This window comes from Lonepinella sp. BR2474 (genome assembly GCF_051851555.1).
Lineage (GTDB): Bacteria > Pseudomonadota > Gammaproteobacteria > Enterobacterales > Pasteurellaceae > Lonepinella.
The window spans coordinates 41,417-60,156 of sequence record NZ_JBPDVH010000008.1; the positions used below are offsets into that span (position 1 = coordinate 41,417).

The 18,740-nt window shown below is 42.0% G+C and carries 16 protein-coding genes; 8 read left to right on the top strand and 8 right to left on the bottom strand.

Features of this window, described 5'->3' with window-relative positions; genetic code table 11:
- Positions 1-76: 76 nt before the first annotated feature.
- Together ACTG7Q_RS09365 and ACTG7Q_RS09370 are read left to right on the top strand one after the other, a co-directional pair.
- Positions 77-1,579: a helicase HerA-like C-terminal domain-containing protein gene (locus tag ACTG7Q_RS09365; protein ID WP_439243154.1), complete on the top strand. Its 1,503-nt coding sequence runs from the start codon at positions 77-79 to the stop codon at positions 1,577-1,579.
- Positions 1,580-1,822: 243 nt separating this feature from the next.
- Entirely contained in the window at positions 1,823-2,293 is a 471-nt protein-coding gene (locus ACTG7Q_RS09370; protein ID WP_439243156.1) for a PTS sugar transporter subunit IIA, read from the top strand.
- Positions 2,294-2,392: 99 nt separating this feature from the next.
- Here the strand turns inward: ACTG7Q_RS09370 and pnuC are convergent, their stop codons facing one another.
- Entirely contained in the window at positions 2,393-3,076 is a 684-nt protein-coding gene (gene pnuC / locus ACTG7Q_RS09375) for a nicotinamide riboside transporter PnuC (RefSeq protein ID WP_439243158.1), read from the bottom strand.
- A gap of 202 nt (positions 3,077-3,278) precedes the next feature.
- Between pnuC and rapA the strand changes: the two genes are divergently transcribed.
- Complete coding sequence (rapA, locus tag ACTG7Q_RS09380; protein ID WP_439243160.1) at positions 3,279-6,173, top strand: RNA polymerase-associated protein RapA; 2,895 nt, start codon at positions 3,279-3,281, stop codon at positions 6,171-6,173.
- Between the two features lie 30 nt (positions 6,174-6,203).
- Here rapA and ACTG7Q_RS09385 read toward each other — a convergent pair whose 3' ends face one another.
- Genes ACTG7Q_RS09385 through ACTG7Q_RS09400 form a run of 4 tightly spaced genes read right to left on the bottom strand, consistent with a single transcriptional unit; the run spans position 6,204 to position 9,640 of the window.
- On the bottom strand, positions 6,204-7,151 hold the full coding sequence (locus tag ACTG7Q_RS09385; RefSeq protein ID WP_439243162.1) for an ABC transporter substrate-binding protein: 948 nt from the start codon (positions 7,149-7,151) through the stop codon (positions 6,204-6,206).
- A gap of 56 nt (positions 7,152-7,207) precedes the next feature.
- On the bottom strand, positions 7,208-8,158 hold the full coding sequence (locus tag ACTG7Q_RS09390) for an ABC transporter substrate-binding protein (protein ID WP_439243164.1): 951 nt from the start codon (positions 8,156-8,158) through the stop codon (positions 7,208-7,210).
- A 13-nt stretch (positions 8,159-8,171) separates the two neighbouring features.
- On the bottom strand, positions 8,172-8,918 hold the full coding sequence (locus ACTG7Q_RS09395; RefSeq protein WP_439243166.1) for an ABC transporter permease: 747 nt from the start codon (positions 8,916-8,918) through the stop codon (positions 8,172-8,174).
- Between the two features lie 11 nt (positions 8,919-8,929).
- Positions 8,930-9,640, bottom strand: coding sequence for an ABC transporter ATP-binding protein (locus tag ACTG7Q_RS09400; RefSeq protein ID WP_439243168.1), 711 nt, complete (start codon positions 9,638-9,640; stop codon positions 8,930-8,932).
- 109 nt (positions 9,641-9,749) lie between these two features.
- Here ACTG7Q_RS09400 and rluA point away from each other — a divergent pair, with 109 nt between their 5' ends.
- Together rluA and ACTG7Q_RS09410 are read left to right on the top strand one after the other, a co-directional pair.
- On the top strand, positions 9,750-10,409 hold the full coding sequence (gene rluA / locus ACTG7Q_RS09405) for a bifunctional tRNA pseudouridine(32) synthase/23S rRNA pseudouridine(746) synthase RluA (RefSeq protein ID WP_439243170.1): 660 nt from the start codon (positions 9,750-9,752) through the stop codon (positions 10,407-10,409).
- Between the two features lie 35 nt (positions 10,410-10,444).
- The gene (locus tag ACTG7Q_RS09410) at positions 10,445-11,749 is read left to right on the top strand and encodes an L-cysteine desulfidase family protein (protein ID WP_439243172.1); all 1,305 of its coding nucleotides are present in this window, start codon (positions 10,445-10,447) and stop codon (positions 11,747-11,749) included.
- A 58-nt stretch (positions 11,750-11,807) separates the two neighbouring features.
- Here ACTG7Q_RS09410 and udp read toward each other — a convergent pair whose 3' ends face one another.
- From udp to uhpC, 3 genes are all read right to left on the bottom strand, one after another.
- Positions 11,808-12,575 carry a uridine phosphorylase gene (gene udp, locus ACTG7Q_RS09415; RefSeq protein WP_439243174.1) on the bottom strand — a complete coding sequence of 256 codons (768 nt, stop codon included), beginning with the start codon at positions 12,573-12,575 and terminating at the stop codon, positions 11,808-11,810.
- 50 nt (positions 12,576-12,625) lie between these two features.
- Complete coding sequence (locus ACTG7Q_RS09420) at positions 12,626-13,471, bottom strand: BRO family protein (RefSeq protein ID WP_439243176.1); 846 nt, start codon at positions 13,469-13,471, stop codon at positions 12,626-12,628.
- A gap of 158 nt (positions 13,472-13,629) precedes the next feature.
- A complete protein-coding gene (gene uhpC / locus ACTG7Q_RS09425) occupies positions 13,630-14,955 on the bottom strand; it encodes an MFS transporter family glucose-6-phosphate receptor UhpC (RefSeq protein WP_439243178.1) in 1,326 nt (441 codons plus the stop codon).
- A gap of 169 nt (positions 14,956-15,124) precedes the next feature.
- Between uhpC and deoC the strand changes: the two genes are divergently transcribed.
- From deoC to tamA, 3 genes are all read left to right on the top strand, one after another.
- Positions 15,125-15,799 (top strand): deoxyribose-phosphate aldolase, encoded by a 675-nt coding sequence (gene deoC / locus ACTG7Q_RS09430; protein ID WP_439243180.1) that lies wholly within the window; start codon positions 15,125-15,127, stop codon positions 15,797-15,799.
- Between the two features lie 37 nt (positions 15,800-15,836).
- The gene (gene deoR / locus ACTG7Q_RS09435) at positions 15,837-16,592 is read left to right on the top strand and encodes a DNA-binding transcriptional repressor DeoR (RefSeq protein ID WP_439243181.1); all 756 of its coding nucleotides are present in this window, start codon (positions 15,837-15,839) and stop codon (positions 16,590-16,592) included.
- Positions 16,593-17,004: 412 nt separating this feature from the next.
- Complete coding sequence (gene tamA / locus ACTG7Q_RS09440) at positions 17,005-18,738, top strand: autotransporter assembly complex protein TamA (RefSeq protein ID WP_439243292.1); 1,734 nt, start codon at positions 17,005-17,007, stop codon at positions 18,736-18,738.
- The last annotated feature ends 2 nt before the right edge of the window (positions 18,739-18,740 follow it).

Below are 18,740 nucleotides of genomic sequence, written 5' to 3' on the forward strand. Positions count from 1 at the left end.
ATCACAAAAATTTCATTTTTGACTAACCAATGTTTTTCTCTTATTATGCGTATATCTTACAACAGAAGGACAGTTTATGAACATTTTTGAAATTGCACGTAACAGTGCCGGCCAATCTTTTGGTATCAACGCTAAAATGGCCAATCGCCACGGCCTCATTGCCGGCGCCACCGGAACAGGGAAAACCGTCACCTTGCGCAAATTAGCGGAATCCTTGAGTGACAACGGTGTACCCGTATTTTTGGTAGATGTAAAAGGTGATCTCTCGGGCATGACCGTCAAAGGCACCATGCAAGGCAAAATTGCCGAACGAATTACACAATTTGATTTAGGGGGAGAAGATTATCTCAACGGCTACCCTGTGTCATTTTGGGATGTGTTCGGTGAAACGGGTATTCCTTTGCGCACCACGATTTCCGAAATGGGGCCAATGTTGCTTTCTCGCCTATTAAATCTCAACCCAACCCAAGAGGGCTTGCTGAATATTTTATTCCGAGTGGCGGATGATAAGGGCTTACTGTTAATTGATTTAAAAGACTTACGTGCCATGTTGAAATATTTAGCCGATAACGCCAAAACATTCCAACTGCAATACGGCAACATCTCTGCAGCCAGCGTGGGGGCGATTCAACGTGCCTTGTTAACCCTTGAAAACGAGGGCGCCGATAAACTGTTTGGCGAACCTGCGTTAAATTTGGAAGATTGGCTACAAACCCGTGATGGACGAGGTGTGATCAATATTCTGAATTCAGAAAAATTAATTAACTCTAGCCGCATGTACAGCGCCTTTTTGCTGTGGTTAATGGCGGAATTATTTGAACAATTACCCGAAGTGGGCGACCCTGACAAACCGAAATTTGTGATGTTCTTTGATGAGGCGCATTTGTTATTCGATAATGCACCAAGTGCGTTAATCGAAAAAGTCGAACAAGTGGTTCGTTTAATCCGTTCGAAAGGCGTCGGCATTTATTTTGTCACCCAAAACCCATTAGACTTACCTGAAACCGTATTAGGCCAGTTAGGAAACCGTGTGCAACATGCCTTACGTGCGTTTACGCCACGTGACCAAAAAGCCGTGAAAACCGCAGCAGAAACGTTCCGAGCAAATAAAGGCGTGGATGTGGTCGACGCCATTACCACCTTGGGCGTGGGCGAGGCGTTAGTGTCGTTCTTAGATGAAAAAGGCATGCCAACGCCTGTTGAACGAGCCACCATTTATCCGCCGAAAAGCCAACTCACCCCACTCAGTGCTGAACAACGTCAAACTTGGGTGAAAGATGATGAGCTGTTTGCTTACTACAATAATTATGTGGATAACGAATCCGCTTTTGAAATGTTAGCCGAGCAAGCGAATCTTGACCAAGTGGCGGAGCAACAAGCACAACAGGCGGAAAAGGAAGAAAGCGAGGGGTTATTCGGTTCCTTAAGTCGCATGATTTTTGGCACTAAAAAACGTGGTGAAAAATTAACGGTGACAGAAGAATTAGTCAGTGGATTAAGTAAATCCGTAGGGCGCAGCATTCGCTCACAAATTACACGGGAAATTACCCGTGGGATTTTAGGGGCGCTGAAGAAGTAAGTTAGACAAGCAAGTAAAAGCGAAAGTGCGGTGAAATTCACCGCACGTCGTTGGAAACATAAAGATTATTGAACACAATAAGCATTTTTTCCATATTTGCATAGATAATGCTTATCCCACAAATTTTGTTACACAGAATTATGTTTGTGAATTAGCTGATAAAGTTCATATAAACTGTTACTAAAACTAACCAATATCCCCATAACCAATGGGGTAAAGTTTAATATTCAAAAAGGAAATATTATGTTAAAAGAATCTCTTATTGCCAATAATTCGATTAAATTAAATCAAATCGCTAACACTTGGGAAGATGCAATTAAAATTGGTACCGATTTATTAATTGCCTCAGGAGCCATTGAACCTCGTTATTATGACAATATTATTGCCAAGGTAAAAGAAATCGGACCTTATATTATTCTTTCTCCTGGTCTCGCCATGCCACATGCTCGCCCTGAAGAAGGCGTAATTAAAACCGCTTTTGCATTGGTCACTTTAACTACCCCTGTAGTGTTTGATGGTAGAGATGAACCTGTCAATGTACTGATTACCCTTGCGGGTAGCGATTCCACTCAACATATGCAAGGTATTATGGAAATCACCCAAGTGCTAGAAGATAAAGATCCTAATAGCGAAACTGGAGTAGATTTAAAAAAATTACTTGATTGCCAAACCACAGATGAGGTAATTGCTGTGATTGATACAGCCTTAGCTTAGTCTTTCGAGATGGATAAACATTCACCAATATTCAACCGCACTGTATGGTTCAACCATAAAAGTGCGGTGCTTTTTTCTATTATTTTCGAGAATAGCCAATCAGGCTTCTTTCTTAACTAATTTCGTCCAGTTGTAATACCCATAAATGGAGTTCAATAAATAACCGCTATACATAATATACATCGCTGGGGTTTCTGCCCATAACACAATAGAGAGAACATTTAACACAATCCACAACGCCCATTGCTCACGATAACGCAAAATCATCAATAATTGTGCAGCAAAGGTAATAACCGTGGTGGTACCATCAAGCGATGCGGAACTACCCCCAGCGGCATTCACTGCTTGAATAAAGAAATAGGATCCCACCGCAATACTGGCTAATAAAATCAGCCAACCTATTGGGGTTAAGGCTTTCGCAATCACTTCCTCATTTCCCTGTTGGTCATTTTGCATGTTGGCTTTCCACATAAAATAACCAATAAATTGGGCTGGGATATACACATATAGCGTGGTATTCATTTCACCGATAAAATTATTGCCCCAAGCTACATAAAAATAAGTATAAGCAAAAATAAGCCCGAAGAAGTAGTTACTGATTTTTCCTTTACTGACGAAAATAACACATAACAATCCCGCAATACCTGAGATCATGCCCAGTGGTGAATCTGGCTCTTGTACATACGCCCAAATTTGCGCCCCGACAAAAACCACAATCCAGAGTGTCTCAATCGCATTCCAGCCACCGAAGAATTCTTTTTTGATTGCATTGACATAATTCATAATACGTTCCTTTATATTAGTAAAAACATAAGGATTTTTGCACCGCACTTTCATGAAGTCAAGGATAAATTACAAAATAGCGCCCATTAAATGACTAAATTGATGCGATGGAAAATATTTAATACATAAATTTCAATTTTATTTTTGCTCATTTTTGCTAAAATACGCCCCCAATTTATCATAACAAGAGTGTCCCCCTATTATGTCATTTGCTATCGGTCAACGTTGGATCAGCGAAAGTGAGAACGATCTCGGTTTAGGCATCATCACCGAACTTAATCACCGCAGTATCACGATTTCTTTCCCAGCCGCACAAGAAACCCGAATTTATGCCATTGCCACTGCCCCTTTAACCCGTGTGATCTTCAAAAAGCACGATCACATCACACATCAACAAGGCTGGCAGGCAAAAATCGTGGATACGATGATGAATAATGACATTGCCCTGTATTTAGTCCAACATTTAGATAATGGCGAAGAAATGGTGATCAAAGAAATGGAACTCGCCAGTCATATCAGTTTTAGTCAACCACAAGATAAATTATTCGCAGGACAAATCGATCGCTCGGATCGCTTTGCCTTGCGTTATCGTGCTTTACAACATCAACAGGCACAATTTCAATCTCCTTTACGTGGGCTATGTGGTATCCGAGCAGGCTTAATTCCCCACCAACTGCATATTGCCAAAGAAGTAGGTCAACGTATTGCACCACGAGTATTGTTAGCGGATGAAGTTGGGTTAGGTAAAACCATTGAAGCTGGCATGATTTTACAACAACAAATTTTTGCCGAACGTGCCGATCGAGTATTAATCCTGCTGCCAGAAACTTTGCAACATCAATGGCTAGTGGAAATGCTACGCCGTTTTAACTTGCATTTTTCGCTATTTGATGAAGAACGTGCTGGCGATTTTTCCGCAACCGAAGATGAACAAGAGCGAAATCCTTTTGATGCGGAAAACCGTATTATTTGTTCCATTGATTGGTTGGTGGCAAACCCAAAACGAATGCAACAGTTAATTGCAAGCCAATTTGATATGTTGATTGTAGATGAAGCACATCATTTACAATGGTCACCAGAAAATCCAAGTACAGCATATCAGTTAGTAGAAACCTTAGCTCAACAAATTCCGTCTGTATTACTCCTCACTGCCACGCCTGAACAACTCGGACAACAAGGGCATTTCGCCCGCTTACGCTTATTAGATAATGACCGTTTTTATGATTACCATGCGTTCTTACAAGAACAGCAAAATTATCAACCTGTTGCCAAGGCAGTACAAACTTTACTGACAGAAAAATCGTTAAGTGCGGTGCAAAAAAATGCCATTTCTGATCTGTTATCCGAACAAGATATTGAGCCACAATTTAAGGTATTAGAGAGCCATAACGAACCAGAAAAAGCCAGCGTTCGACAAGAACTCATTCGTCATCTGATCGACCGTCATGGTACCAGTCGATTGTTATTTCGTAATACCAGATCAGGCGTAAAAGGCTTTCCGCAACGGATTTATCATCAGATCACCCTTGAATTACCTAAGCAATATCAAAATACCATGAAAGTGATGCGTTCTCTCGGTGAAAATGTTGATCAGGGTTTATTTTATCCAGAACAGCTGTTTCAGAAAATAAATGACAATGCTAAATGGTACGAATTTGATCCCCGTTTTGATTGGTTGGTCACGTTCTTAAAAAATCACCGCACGAAGAAAGTGTTAGTAATTTGCCAACTAGCTCAAACTGCGATTCAGTTAGAGCAAGCCTTGCGAGAAAAAGAAGGGATTCGTAGTGCGGTATTTCATCAAAATATGTCGATTATTGAACGAGATCGAGCCGCCGCTTACTTTGCGGATCAAGAACAAGGTGCTCAAGTATTACTCAGTTCAAGTATCGGTTCAGAAGGGCGAAATTTCCAATTTGCGCAACATTTAGTGCTGTTTAACTTGCCAAGTAATCCTGATTTATTAGAACAATGTATCGGGCGTTTAGACCGAATCGGGCAAACTAAAGCAATTCAAATTCATGTCCCTTGTTTTGCTCAAACGCCACAAGCCTTGTTAGCTGATTGGTATCATCAAGGCTTAAATGCCTTTGAACAAACCTGCCCAATGGGGGCAATGTTATTTGAAAAGTGCGGTGAAAAATTACAACATTTTTTGCAACATCCTTCCGCACTTGATGGTTTTGCCGATTTTATCAAAGAAACAGCGAAACAACGTGCCAAACTAAAAGACGAACTCGAAAATGGACGAGATCGCTTACTGGAATTAAATTCCAACGGTGGTATTCAGGCTCAACAGTTAGCAAATCAAATTGCCGAGCAAGACAACAACCCTGAATTAGTCAATTTCACCTTAAATTTATTTGACATTATTGGTGTAGAACAAGAAGACTTAGGCGAACAATCCATTGTCATTACGCCCACTGGCACAATGTTAGTGCCTGATTTCCCTGGCTTAAAAGAAGACGGTATCACGGTAACATTTAGCCGAGATGTTGCCTTAGCACGTGAAGATGTCGAATTTCTCAGTTGGGATCACCCCATATTACGCAACGGCATTGACTTAGTCTTGTCTAACGACATCGGCAAAACGGCAACTTGCTTGTTAAGCAATAAAAAATTGCCAACGGGGACATTATTATTAGAATGTATTTACGTAGTGGAAAGCCAAGCGCCAAAAGGCTTGCAGCTAAACCGTTTTTTACCACCCACACCTGTACGCTTATTGTTAGATAGCAAAGGCAATAATCTCGCTCCCAATGTGACATTCGAACATCTTGAAAAACAGCTTAAACCGATGGACAAAACCATGGCAAACAAAATGGTGAAAATGGTTCGCCCCAATTTAGAACAAATGCTCAAGGCTGGAGAAAACTTGATGATGCTTGAGTCTAAACAAATTATTACGCAAGCCAAACAGTTGGCAGATAAACAATTAAGCGAAGAACTAGAACGCTTAACCGCATTAAAAGCCGTCAACCCGAATATTCGCCAAGATGAAATTAACAGCTTAGAGGCAATGCGCCAACAATCATTACAGCATTTACAACAAGCTCACTGGCGATTGGATAGTTTGAGGGTGATGGTGAGTCAATAAAAAAATGAGCCTTAAGGCTCATTTTTTATCTTAACGTGGTACTTCGGTCGTGTAACTTTCTAAGGCTGGCAAGGTTTTAATTAACCCTTTTTGCAACATAAATTCCGCCACCTTATTATAGCGATCTTTGTTCAATTCACGAGGATTGTCCGCAAAAGCAGGATAGGTATCATTCCACGCTAAACGGTTTAGTTCGTTATCCAATTCTTTCGGTTTATAGCTCACAAAATCTTGCCAGGCTTGTTCGGGATTTTGTTTCATATAGGCCGTCGCCTGTTCAAGTGCGGTGAGAAATTTAGCAATTTTCGGATCGGTTTCTCGCCCTTTTTTTACCACTAAGGTGAGTTCTTCAAAAGATGGCACGCCATTTTGTTCAGGGAAAAAGGCTTGGGCTGGGTGTCCCTCCAAAGCCAGTTCGTGTAATTCAAAATTGCGATAGGCACCGATTACCGCATCCACCTGTTTGCTTAACAGCGACTGCGATAACGCAAAGTTCACATTGATTAATTGCACGTCTTTTAAAAACAGCCCAGCGGATTCCAGCATGCTGCTTAAAATCGTATCTTCAAAACCACTGACCGAATAGCCAATTTTTTTACCTTTCAGATCAGCTAAACTGTTGATACCACTTTCTTTTAACACCACTAAAGAGGTAAACGGTGTCGCCACCATTGTGCCAATACGCACCAAGGGCAACCCTTGATCAACGTGCATCACCAACTGCGGTTGAAAATCCATGGAAATATCCGCCTGCCCTGCTGCCACTAATTTCGGTGGCATGGACGGATCAGTAGGTTCAATAATCTCCACATCCAACCCTTGTTGGTCAAAAAAGCCTTTTTGTTTGGCAATCACAATATCGGCATGCACGGGATTGACAAACCAGTCAATTAACATGGTTAATTTTTCATTCGCCTGTGCCGATAATGCGAAAGTCAGGCTAAAAAGTGCGGTGTAAAATTGGCGAGTTTTTTTCATTCTTCATCCTAATAAAAGAACCCTCATCACTCATGATGAGGGCTGTACAACGTAAATTACTGCCCCACTTCCACCGCATAACGGTCTAAGGCTGGCAGGGTCTTAATCAGTTTGCTATCTAGCATAAACTGTGCCACTTGTTGATAAAGATCTTTGTCCAGTTTGCGGACATTATCACTTAACAACGGAATGGTGTCTTTCCACGCACGGCGGTTAAGTTCGTTGTCTAATTCTTTCGGTTTATAGCTGACGAAATCTTGCCATGCTTGCGTTGGATTTTGTTTAATATAAGCGGTGGCTTGTTCAAGTGCGGTTAAAAATTTAGCAATTTTAGCATCGTTTTGTTTACCCGCTTGTACTACAAAAATCAGTTCTTCATAGCTCGGCACGCCGTATTGTTCAGGGTAAAATAATTTAGCTTGATGCCCCTCAAGGTTCAATTCGTGCGGTTCAAAATTACGCAACGTGCCAATCACCGCATCCACTTGTTTACTCAACAAGGATTGCGATAATGCCCAGTTGACATTAATTAATTCCACATCCTGCTTGTGCAAACCGACATCCGAGAGCATTTTTTCTAGCAAGGAATCCTCAAAACCGCTCACCGAAAAGCCGATTTTTTTGCCTTTTAGATCTTCTAACTTGTTGATCTTACTACTTTCTAATACAGTTAATGAATTTAATGGTGTGCCGACAATCGTCCCCACTCGCACCAGCGGTAAACCCTCATCCACTTGCATTAACAGTTGCGGTTGATAGTTGACCGCAATATCGCCTTTGCCTGCGGCAACCAATTTCGGTGGCATTGAGGGATCGGTTGGCTCAATAATTTCTACTTCTAACCCCTGCTTGGCAAAAAAGCCTTTTTGTTGTGCTACCACAATATTGGCGTGGTCGGGATTGATAAACCAATCGAGCAATAAGCTGATTTTCTCATTGGCTTGAGCTTGGCAAACTAACGCAAAACTTGCCAAAAGTGCGGTGAAAAATTGGGTAATTTTTTTCATAAAGTTCTCCAGATTAACGTAAATGACTGACCCAAGGGAGCCAGCGGTTTAACAATTTATCTGCCAAAAAATACAAGCAGAGCGTGATGATTAACAACACCAACAAGGCTGCAAACATTAAATCGACCTGCATACGCGCGTTGGCGTGCATCATTAAATACCCCAAACCTTGCGAAGAACCGACCCATTCACCAATCACTGCCCCAATAGGGGCAATGGTGACCGCAATGCGTAAACCCGAAGCCAAAGAGGGTAACGCCGCAGGTAAGCGGACTTTAAACAACATAGCTTGTGGGGAAATTTGCATGGTTTGAGCCAGTTCTAACCAAGATTTAGGGGTGTTGCGTAAACCGTCATAGCAAGAGGCGGTTACGGGGAAATAAATAATCAGCACCGTCATGGCGATTTTTGATGCCATGCCATAACCGAACCACACCACCAACAGCGGTGCAATGGCAAATACGGGAATGGCTTGGGAAATTAATAATAAGGGCAATAACAAGCGACTGAGCCATTTAGATAATGCCAACAATAAGGCAGACATTAGCCCTAAAATTAAGCCCAACGCCAACCCTAATAAAATTTCAATGCCTGTGATTTGAGCGTGTTCCCAAAGCAGATCCGCTCGCTCAATGGCTTTGTTACCAACGTCTAACGGTGTGGGTAATAAATAATGCGGTAAATCAAAGAGATAAATGACTAACTGCCAAAGCAGGGCAAGGCTTAAACACAGTCCCAAGGATTTTATCAGTGTTTTCATTGCGTTGTGCATTATGCCACCTCCCCAAGTAATTCGCTAAACAGGCGTTGCTCCAACTGCCACAAGGCTTGATTTTGAGAAAATCTCGGGGCAGGGCTGTCGGGAATAATAGGATCAGACAGTTGAGCAGGTTGCTTTTTCAATACAAAAATCCGATCTGCCAAGCGTAAGGCCTCTTGTGGATCATGGGTAATTAATAGCACGGTTTTGTCTTTTAATAATTCTCGTGAAAGCTGTTGTAGTTGTAATCTTGTCACTGCATCCAACGCTGAAAAAGGTTCATCCATTAAAATTAAATCCGCCTCCAACATCAAGGTTCTTGCCAATGCCACCCGTTGCCGTTGTCCGCCCGAAAGCTGATAACAAGGCTTGTTTTTATGTTCCAACATATTCACCGCTTGCAATAATTGCTCGGCTTTGACAATCGTTTGTGCGTTGGTTTTACTTTGTAAATGCACTTGCAACTGCACATTATCCAACACAGAAAGCCAAGGAAACAGGCTATCTTGTTGAGCTAACCACGCTAATTTTGCCTTGGGTTTCAGCAAAATATGACCTTGATAATGTTTCTCCAAGCCAGCAATTAAACGCAATAATGTAGATTTTCCGATACCCGATGCCCCGAGCAAGGCTGTCCATTGCTGCTCAGGTAAGGAAAAATCTAAGCCATGAAAAATCACTTGCTGTTCAAAGGAAAAACTAAGATTTTGAATTTCAACCATATTTATAAAAAGACGGATCAATGAATAGAACAATCATAGTATAGACAAACAGAAAATCAAGCCTAAATTATGCTAAAATACGCCATTCTGATTTTTTGAGTACCCCATTATGGCATTAATTGACTACAATCCCCCCACCGAACCTTGGCTTGATATTGTTTATCATGACAATCATATTATGGTCGTCAACAAACCCAGCGGCTTGCTTTCCGTCTCGGGTAGCCAACCGCAATATCGTGACAGTGCCATGAGTCGCATTAAAGATAAATACGGCTTTTGCGAACCTGCTCACCGCTTGGATATGGCAACCAGTGGCATTTTATTGTTCGCCATGAGCAAGCTCGCCGACAGCGAACTCAAACGCCAATTTCGGGAACGAGAAACGGAAAAACATTATCAAGCCTTAGTTTGGGGACATGTGAAAGCCGACAAAGGTGCGGTGAATTTACCCTTAATTTGCGACTGGGAAAACCGCCCACGGCAACGGATCGATTTTGTCTATGGCAAGCGTGCCGTGACGGAATTTGAGGTGTTGGAACGTTTGCCGAATAACAGCACAAGAGTCAAACTCACCCCGATTACAGGACGTTCACATCAATTACGTTTACACATGTTGGCGTTGGGACACCCGATTTTAGGCGATAAATTTTATGCCCACCCACAAGCCAAAGCCATGTCGCCAAGGTTGTGTTTGCATGCGGAAAGTTTGACGATTCATCATCCGATCACAAAGGAAAAAATGACGTTCAGCCGTACTGCTGAATTTTAATTATATAGACAGCGAATTATTTTTAAAGGATATAAATGAAAATTAATGACAAGATGACTGAAAACTTGATCTTAGACACCGTAAGAAATGAAGTCGTCCCTGCCCTCGGCTGTACTGAACCGATTTCCTTAGCCTTAGCATCGGCGGTGGCTCGTTATCATTTAGGCTATTTGCCTGAACGTATTGATGCCAAAGTATCTGCGAATTTAATGAAAAACGGTATGGGCGTCACTGTCCCCGGTACTGGCACATTGGGTTTACCCATGGCAGCAGCGATTGGGGCGATTGGTGGTGATCCTAATGCGGGCTTAGAAGTGTTAAAAGGTATTACTCCCGAACAGGTCGCCCAAGCCAAAAATTTACTGGCAGAAAATCGGGTTGAAGTGTCTATTTTTGACACTGAGCATATTTTATATTCCGAAGCCTGTTTATTTTATGGTGAAGATCAGGTGTGCGTCCGCATTGCTGCACATCATACCAACATTATTTACATTGCTAAAAATGGCAAGGTGATTTTTTCTAAACCTTGTGCAGCAGAAACCGACAGCTTAAATGATATTTTTGCCGCCCTTTCCGCACAGGATATTTTTGATTTTTCCATGAATGTGGCATTGGAAAAAATAGCCTTTATTGATGATGCGGAAAAACTGAATTCGGCACTTTCACAAGAAGGCTTACGCCAAGAATATGGCTTACATATTGGGCGAACTTTGCAACATCAAATCGGTAAAGGCTTATTAAGTGATGATTTAATGAATCGAATTATTATTGAAACCACAGCCGCATCCGATGCCCGTATGGGTGGCGCAAACCTACCGGCCATGAGTAATTCTGGTTCAGGCAATCAAGGCATTGCCGCCACTATGCCAGTTGTAGTCGTGGCTCGCCATTTGAAAGCCAGCCATGAACAACGAATTCGAGCGTTATTTTTATCCCATTTAATGGCGATTTATATTCACAGCAAACTACCGAAACTATCCGCTTTATGTGCAGCGACCACGGCTGCAATGGGCAGTTGTGCGGGGGTGGCTTGGTTGCTGACGGGGAAATTTGAAACCATTAGCATGGCGATTAGCAGTATGATTGGTGACATCAGTGGTATTATTTGTGACGGTGCGGCGAATAGCTGTGCCATGAAAGTGTCTACTAGCGTGAGTTCAGGCTATAAATCTGTCTTAATGGCGTTGGATAACACCCAAGTGACGGGCAATGAAGGCATTGTTGAACATTCCATTGACCGTTCCATTGATAATCTGTGTAATATTGCATCACGCAGTATGCAATATACTGACCGTCAGGTGATTGAGATTATGGTGAGTAAGCCGAAGTTGTCGATCTAAGCTATGAAAGTGCGGTGAAAAACACCGCACTTTCAACATTTCTCATAAACTCAATGCGTTACACATAATCCAATGCCAATTTGCCTGCAGCCTCCACCCCGACTGCAACAGCTTTTTGCTCCGTGCTATGAATCGTCGTTTCATTCGGAATTTCTTGTTGGGTACGATTCACAATCACGCCAGCGATCATGCCCGCACGTAACCCTAACGCACTGCACATGGTGAACAATGTGGCAGATTCCATTTCAAAATTCATCACATTGAGTTCCTGCCATTGTTCGAGTGAACCACGAAAATGACGGTAGATTTTGCCCGAAAAAGTGTCATAACGTTCTTGCCCAGGATAGAATGTATCAGACGATGCCGTAATCCCCACATAGGGTTGCACCCCTTGATTTTTCGCTGCGGCAAAAAGGGCATTGGTACAATCAAAATTGGCTACCGCAGGATATTCCAACGGTGCAAAATGGCCACTGGCGCCGTCTAAACGCACTGCACCTGTGGTAATCAGTAAATCCCCCACATTAATATGTGGCTGAATTGCTCCTGTCGTGCCAATACGTAAAAAAGTACGTACGCCTAATTGAGCCAGTTCTTCTACACAAATCGACACCGACGGACCACCAATGCCAGTGGAACAAACTACAATAGGTTGTCCACCTACATAGCCCAACCAAGAAGTAAATTCTCGGGTAGAAGCCAAAAACTCAGGATTATCCATTAATTTAGCAATACGCTCACTACGAGCAGGATCACCCGGCACAATCGCCACTTTTGCCCCTTTTAACATGGCTCTCGTTAAGCCTAAATGAAATACTTCTGACATATTATTCTCCTTTTTATTATGTGATTATTTGTATTGGTAACAATACATGACTATTTTTTCTTAACTTCACTCGAAACATAACCAATTAATTGAGCAAAATCAATGGAATTTTGTTGCGTAATAACTGGTGTTCCCGTTTCTTTTTCCAAACTTTCTCGAGCAACCTTAGCCACATTTCCACCACGTTGTGCAACGGCCTTATTTTCTTCAAAACCATCAGGATGGGTGATTTGAGTAATATCTTTGGTTGCCGCCTCTGCTAACATATTCAATACAAGCTCTGTGGTTGACATATTATCACGTAAATTTTCTTTTTTTAACCCTTTGAAATGCTTATATTCTCTCGTTGTCATACCCGACCAAGCTCGAGTAATCTCGTTAGTGAGCATCGCAAACTCTCGCCCCACTTTCACGCCATGATCTTGCCAAGCATCAGTTAATTCTTTACGCACCTGAATGGCTTGCAAACGCTGATTAATCCATTCTCTTGAATAACCTTTTTGCAGATAAGTTTGTAATGCTCGATCAATGGTCAATTCTGGATCAATAATTTCATCAATTCGCTCTTTCCCCACCTCGGCTAACCACATTTTAAACGGTTCTGCTTTGGGACTAGGAATGGATTGAATAATACGGAAAATACCTGTCATATCTGCAGCATCAGTTTTATATAGCTTACCATCTAAAGCTCTAAATTTCAGTTGTCGACAAAATGTCGACAACTCAGATTTTTCTTCATCAGACATCCGTTTTTTAACACGATACCAATAATCTCGGGGGTTGGGGCTTTCCGTCAACGCCTGCACTACATCCACGATACTAAAAAACCATTCTTCTTTTTCAGCATCCCAAATAGAACGAATTTGGCTGTTTTCAAATAATTTAATGTCACTCATTTTTCTAATCCTGTCTTACCTATGACGAGAACATATTATAATAGTTATTTGAACAGTAAAATACTGTATAATCTATTTTTTGGAATAGAGATCACAAAAATAAGCAAGAAGTGCAGTAAATTTCACCGCACTTCCGAATGTCGAATAGCAAAATAGTCTTAATTTCTCACCGCATTACGGCGTTGTTGCAACAAATAAACCATTACCAACAACACCACACACGCCAATGAAATCATAAACAATGTGCTAAAGAAACCGTTCCATTTAAATTTCTCAATAATCAACGATAACGGCAAGCCCGCAATGGATGCTCCAATATAGGCAAATAAACTCACAAAACCTGTGGATGCCCCTGATGCGTATTTATGGGAATTTTCCGCCGCCGCCATCGCAATTAAGAATTGTGGCCCGAAGATAAAGAATCCCATTAAGAAGAACAAAGCGGACATTAAAATGCTGCTGTCTGTTGGCACCAACCACAAGGCAAGAGCGACAGAGATAATGCCCACTACATAAATAATGTTCATTTGGGTGCGGTTGCCTTTAAAGAATTTATCAGATCCCCAACCCGCAAACAACGCCCCTAAAAATCCGCCAATTTCAAAAAACGAAATCACCGAGTTGGCTTGCAACAAGTTATAGCCGTGGGTTTCAGTTAAATATAAATTACCCCAGTCGTTGATCCCTGTACGGATAATGTAAACCAAGCCGTAAGAAATGGCTAACGCCCAAATAATGCTATTTTTGAACACATATTGTTTTAAAATTTCCCACGTAGATAAGCCGACACCTTCGCTTTCGTGGGCTTTTTCCGCCATATCATTTCTCCATTCGCCCACCGTTGGCAAGCCCATTGACGCAGGACGGTCACGCAATAAGAAACAAAGCCCTAAACCAATCACCACCGCAATGGCACCAGGAATCATCATTCCATACCGCCAACCAAGGGACAGCGTAATCGCCCCCGCTAAAATCGGAATCAACGCACCGCCCACATTGTGTGACGTATTCCAAATCGCCCACCAAAGCCCACGTTCATTGCGAGAATACCACGTATTGAGAATTTTAGAACAAGGCGGCCAGCCCCAACCTTGGAAGAACGCATTAATCATCCAAAGGGTGACAAACATAAAGATGGATGAACTCATACCAAACAAAATATTCACAATCCCTGTTGCCATTAAGCCAATGCCCATAAAATAACGTGGATTGGAGCGGTCACCCAACACGCCAGACAGGAATTTTGACACCCCATACGTCAAATAAAACGCCGTCCCCATCACGCCAATATCCGCTTTTTGCAACCCGAGATCAGCGAGCATTGCTGGCATAACAAAATTAAACCCTTTACGCGTGAAATAAAATACCGCATAACCAATATAACTCACGATCATCAAATGCAACCGCCAATAACGGTAGGTTTTGTCGATGTCTTCCTTGCTTTTAGTGACTGGAAGATCAGGGGCTTCAGTGAAAATATTCATACATTTCTCCTTGTGTATTATGTTATAATTCTAACAAACATGACAAAATAAAGTATAAATCAAATAAAATGTTAATTTTGTGACAAAGATCACAGATTTAAAAAATTTTTACTGTAAAATAGAAAAAAGTTAAAATAATCACAAAAACCAAACAAAAAAGGACATTATTATGAAACCAAATGAATTAGCGAAATTTATCGATCATACCGCTTTAACCGCTGAAAAAACGGAAAAAGATATTATTCAACTTTGCCAAGAAGCCCTAGCGCATCATTTTTGTTCGGTGTGTATCAATTCGGGTTACATTCCGTTGGCGAAACAACAGTTGGCTGGATCGGATGTGAAAATTTGCACAGTGGTGGGTTTTCCATTGGGGGCGAATTTGTCGGCGGTGAAAGCCTTTGAAGCGGAACAAGCGATTGTTGCTGGAGCGGAAGAAATTGATATGGTGATCAATGTGGGTTGGATTAAATCGGGCAAGTGGGATGCGGTGCAAGCGGATATTCAAGCGGTGCTTGCGGCGTGCAAGGGTAAAACCTTGAAAGTGATTTTGGAAACCTGTTTGTTGACGAAAGATGAAATTGTTAAGGCGTGCGAAATTTGCCGTGATTTGAACGTGGGTTTTGTGAAAACATCCACTGGCTTTAACAAAGGCGGTGCGACGGTGGAAGATATTGCGTTAATGCGTCAAACCGTGGGCGAGAAATTAGGCGTGAAAGCGTCAGGCGGGGTGCGTGATACGGAAACGGCGATGGCGATGATTAACGCAGGGGCGACCCGTATTGGTGCCAGTGCAGGGATTGCAATTATTAGCGGTTTGCAAGATAATCAAGGGGGATATTAATTCCCCCCACTCTAACCTAATGTCAAGCGAGCCTGTTATGGATAAAAAAGTACAATCCCGTATTCAGAAACTGGAATTTTTACTGAAACAGATGGACAAAATCCATTTGCGAGATGCGGCGGATATGCTGAATGTGTCGGAGATGACCATTCGCCGTGATTTGAGTACCAATACAGGCTCGGTGGTGTTGTTAGGGGGCTATATTGTTAAAGATCCGCAGAAATCCAATGAGAATAACTATTTGATTTTTGAGCAAGAAACCAAGCATATTGCGGAAAAAATGCAGGTAGGGAAATTGGCGGCGGAGCTAGTGCAAGATGGGGATGTGGTGTTTTTTGATTGTGGTTCCACCATTCCTTTCATTGCATCTCAAATCAATTCTTCGATAAAATTCACCGCACTTTGTTGTTCCATTAATAGCTTTTTGGTGTTGCAAGAAAAGCCGAATTGCCACGTGATTTTGTGCGGTGGGCATTATTCTAGACACAATTCTTTTTTAACGCCGATTCAGCTCAATACCGAACTGGATGCCATTTGCACCACCAAAGCCTTTATTTCGGCGGCAGGCGTGGATGTGAAACAGGGCGTGACCTGTTTTAATGTGGATGAAGCCAAAACCAAACACAAAGCCATGGCAAAAACCCAACAATCCATATTGGTGTTTGATTCATCTAAAATTAACAAGGTACAACAGGCCTATGTGGGAAATTTGCAACAGTTTGATATATTCGTGTGTGATCAAGCATTGCCTACTGAATTTAATGTGATTAAATCATCAATTTTAACCGAATAAATCACATTCAATAATTGCGAACTATCTCATTGAAATGTAAACTAAGTATAGGGGGCTGTTGATGTCTTGGTTTACCAATTTGTTGTCGGCTAAAATCGCCACAGGCAAGGAATAAAACGCAGTGAATGGTTTATTCCCTTTACAAGTTTTATGACGCAGGATGTGGCGATTTTAGCCACAACCCGAAGGGCTAGGCTTAATTTTAGCCAACTCTACGTTGGAAAACCTTTGTTTAGAATGACTAAACGGCAGATTTTCCGCCTTGATTTGGCTAAAATTAAGCACTAGCAAATTGGCAAACCAAGACATCAACAGCCCCAAAGATTAATGTGTTTATAGGTTGAATGAGATGAAAGTTAGCAAGCAGTTACTGCCTTGGTTGATATTGAGTTATGTTGTGGGTTATCCCATGATGACGTTGGCTGAGCAACGTGATCCGTCAGCACCTACGTCGCAAGATAGCGAGCAAAAAACGGTAACGCCAAAGGTCAAGGTACGTTTGCAAGGCATTCAAGATGAAAAATTAAAAGAGAATGCACAAATTTATCTTGATGAGATTGATGCGGATGAATCTGATGGTTCAGTGCGTCATCAAGAATTAATCCGCACCGCCTTGTATAAAGGGTTGCGTGTGTTGGGTTATTACGATTTTCAACTCCATTTCACCCTATCACCGAACGGAAAAGAGCTGATTGCCAATGTGGAGCTTGGCAAACCGGTACGCATTGAACAAGCGGATGTCCAGATGAAAGGTGCGGCTGCCACGGATGACGCCTTTCTAGCGTTAAATAAAGATGTGCCGAAAAAAGGCGATATTGTCAATCACGAAACCTATGATGATTACAAAAGTGCGGTGCAAAAATTAGCAGTTCAACGTGGCTATTTTGATGCGGATTTTTCTGTTCATCGCTTGGAAGTCATGCCATCCACTTATCAGGCGTGGTGGCGTTTACTGTTTGAAAGCGGTGAACGTTATCGTTATGGCGAGTTTCGTTTCCAAAATTCACAGATCCGTGAAGATTATTTACGTCATATTTTAACTTTACAACAAGGCGATCCTTATTTATTAACGGATGTGCTGAAAACCAATAATGATTACACATCAACAGGTTGGTTTCAATCGGTGCTAATGAAACCGACCTTAAATGAAGACAGCAAAACCGTGGATTTTGACGTGTTAATGTACCCGAAAAAGAAAAATTCCATGGAAGTGGGGATTGGTTATTCTTCCGATGTGGGGCCACGTTTGCAGTTAGGTTGGAAAAAACCTTGGATTAATAACCGTGGGCATAGTTTTAGCTCCAATTTCTACGTATCTTCGCCTAAACAAACCATTGAGATGTCGTATAAAATGCCGTTGTTGAAAAATCCGTTGTACGAATATTATCAATTTAGTGCAGGGATTGAAAACGAAAATGACAGCAGTACTGACACCAAATCTACCGCTATTACGGTAGGGGGATTGCGTTATTGGGACTATCCTGACGGTTGGCAATATTCCCTTGGGGTGCGATCTCGCTACGATAAATTTACCCAAGCCGATGTGGAAGATAAAACCTTTTTGCTGTATCCCACCGCAAGCGTGAGCCATAAATATTTAGAGGGCGGTATTTTCCCCACTTGGGCTCACACATTCAGTTTAACCGCAGATGTCGGGCAGAAGATTTGGCTATCCGATGTGAATTTTGTCAGTTTACGTGCCTCCGGTGCGGTGATTAAAACCTTTGCGGAAAATCATCGTGTGGTGGGACGTTTGGATCTTGGTTGGTTACACGCCGATGACTTCCACCGCATGCCACCGTCTATGCGTTTCTTTGCCGGGGGCGATCGCAGTGTGCGTGGCTATGGATATAAGAAAATTTCGCCAAAAGACAGCAATGGTAAGTTAATTGGTGCATCACGTTTAGCCACCGGTTCCGTTGAATATCAATATCAAGTCTATCCAAGTTGGTGGGTTGCGACATTTTATGATGCAGGTTTAGCCGCCAGTTCTTATCATACTGATGAATTGCGTTACGGTGCCGGTATGGGCGTACGTTGGGCATCGCCAGTGGGTGCCATTAAATTTGATATTGCAACGCCAGTACGAGATAAGGACGATAGCAAAAATATTCAATTTTACATAGGATTAGGGGCGGAGATTTAAGG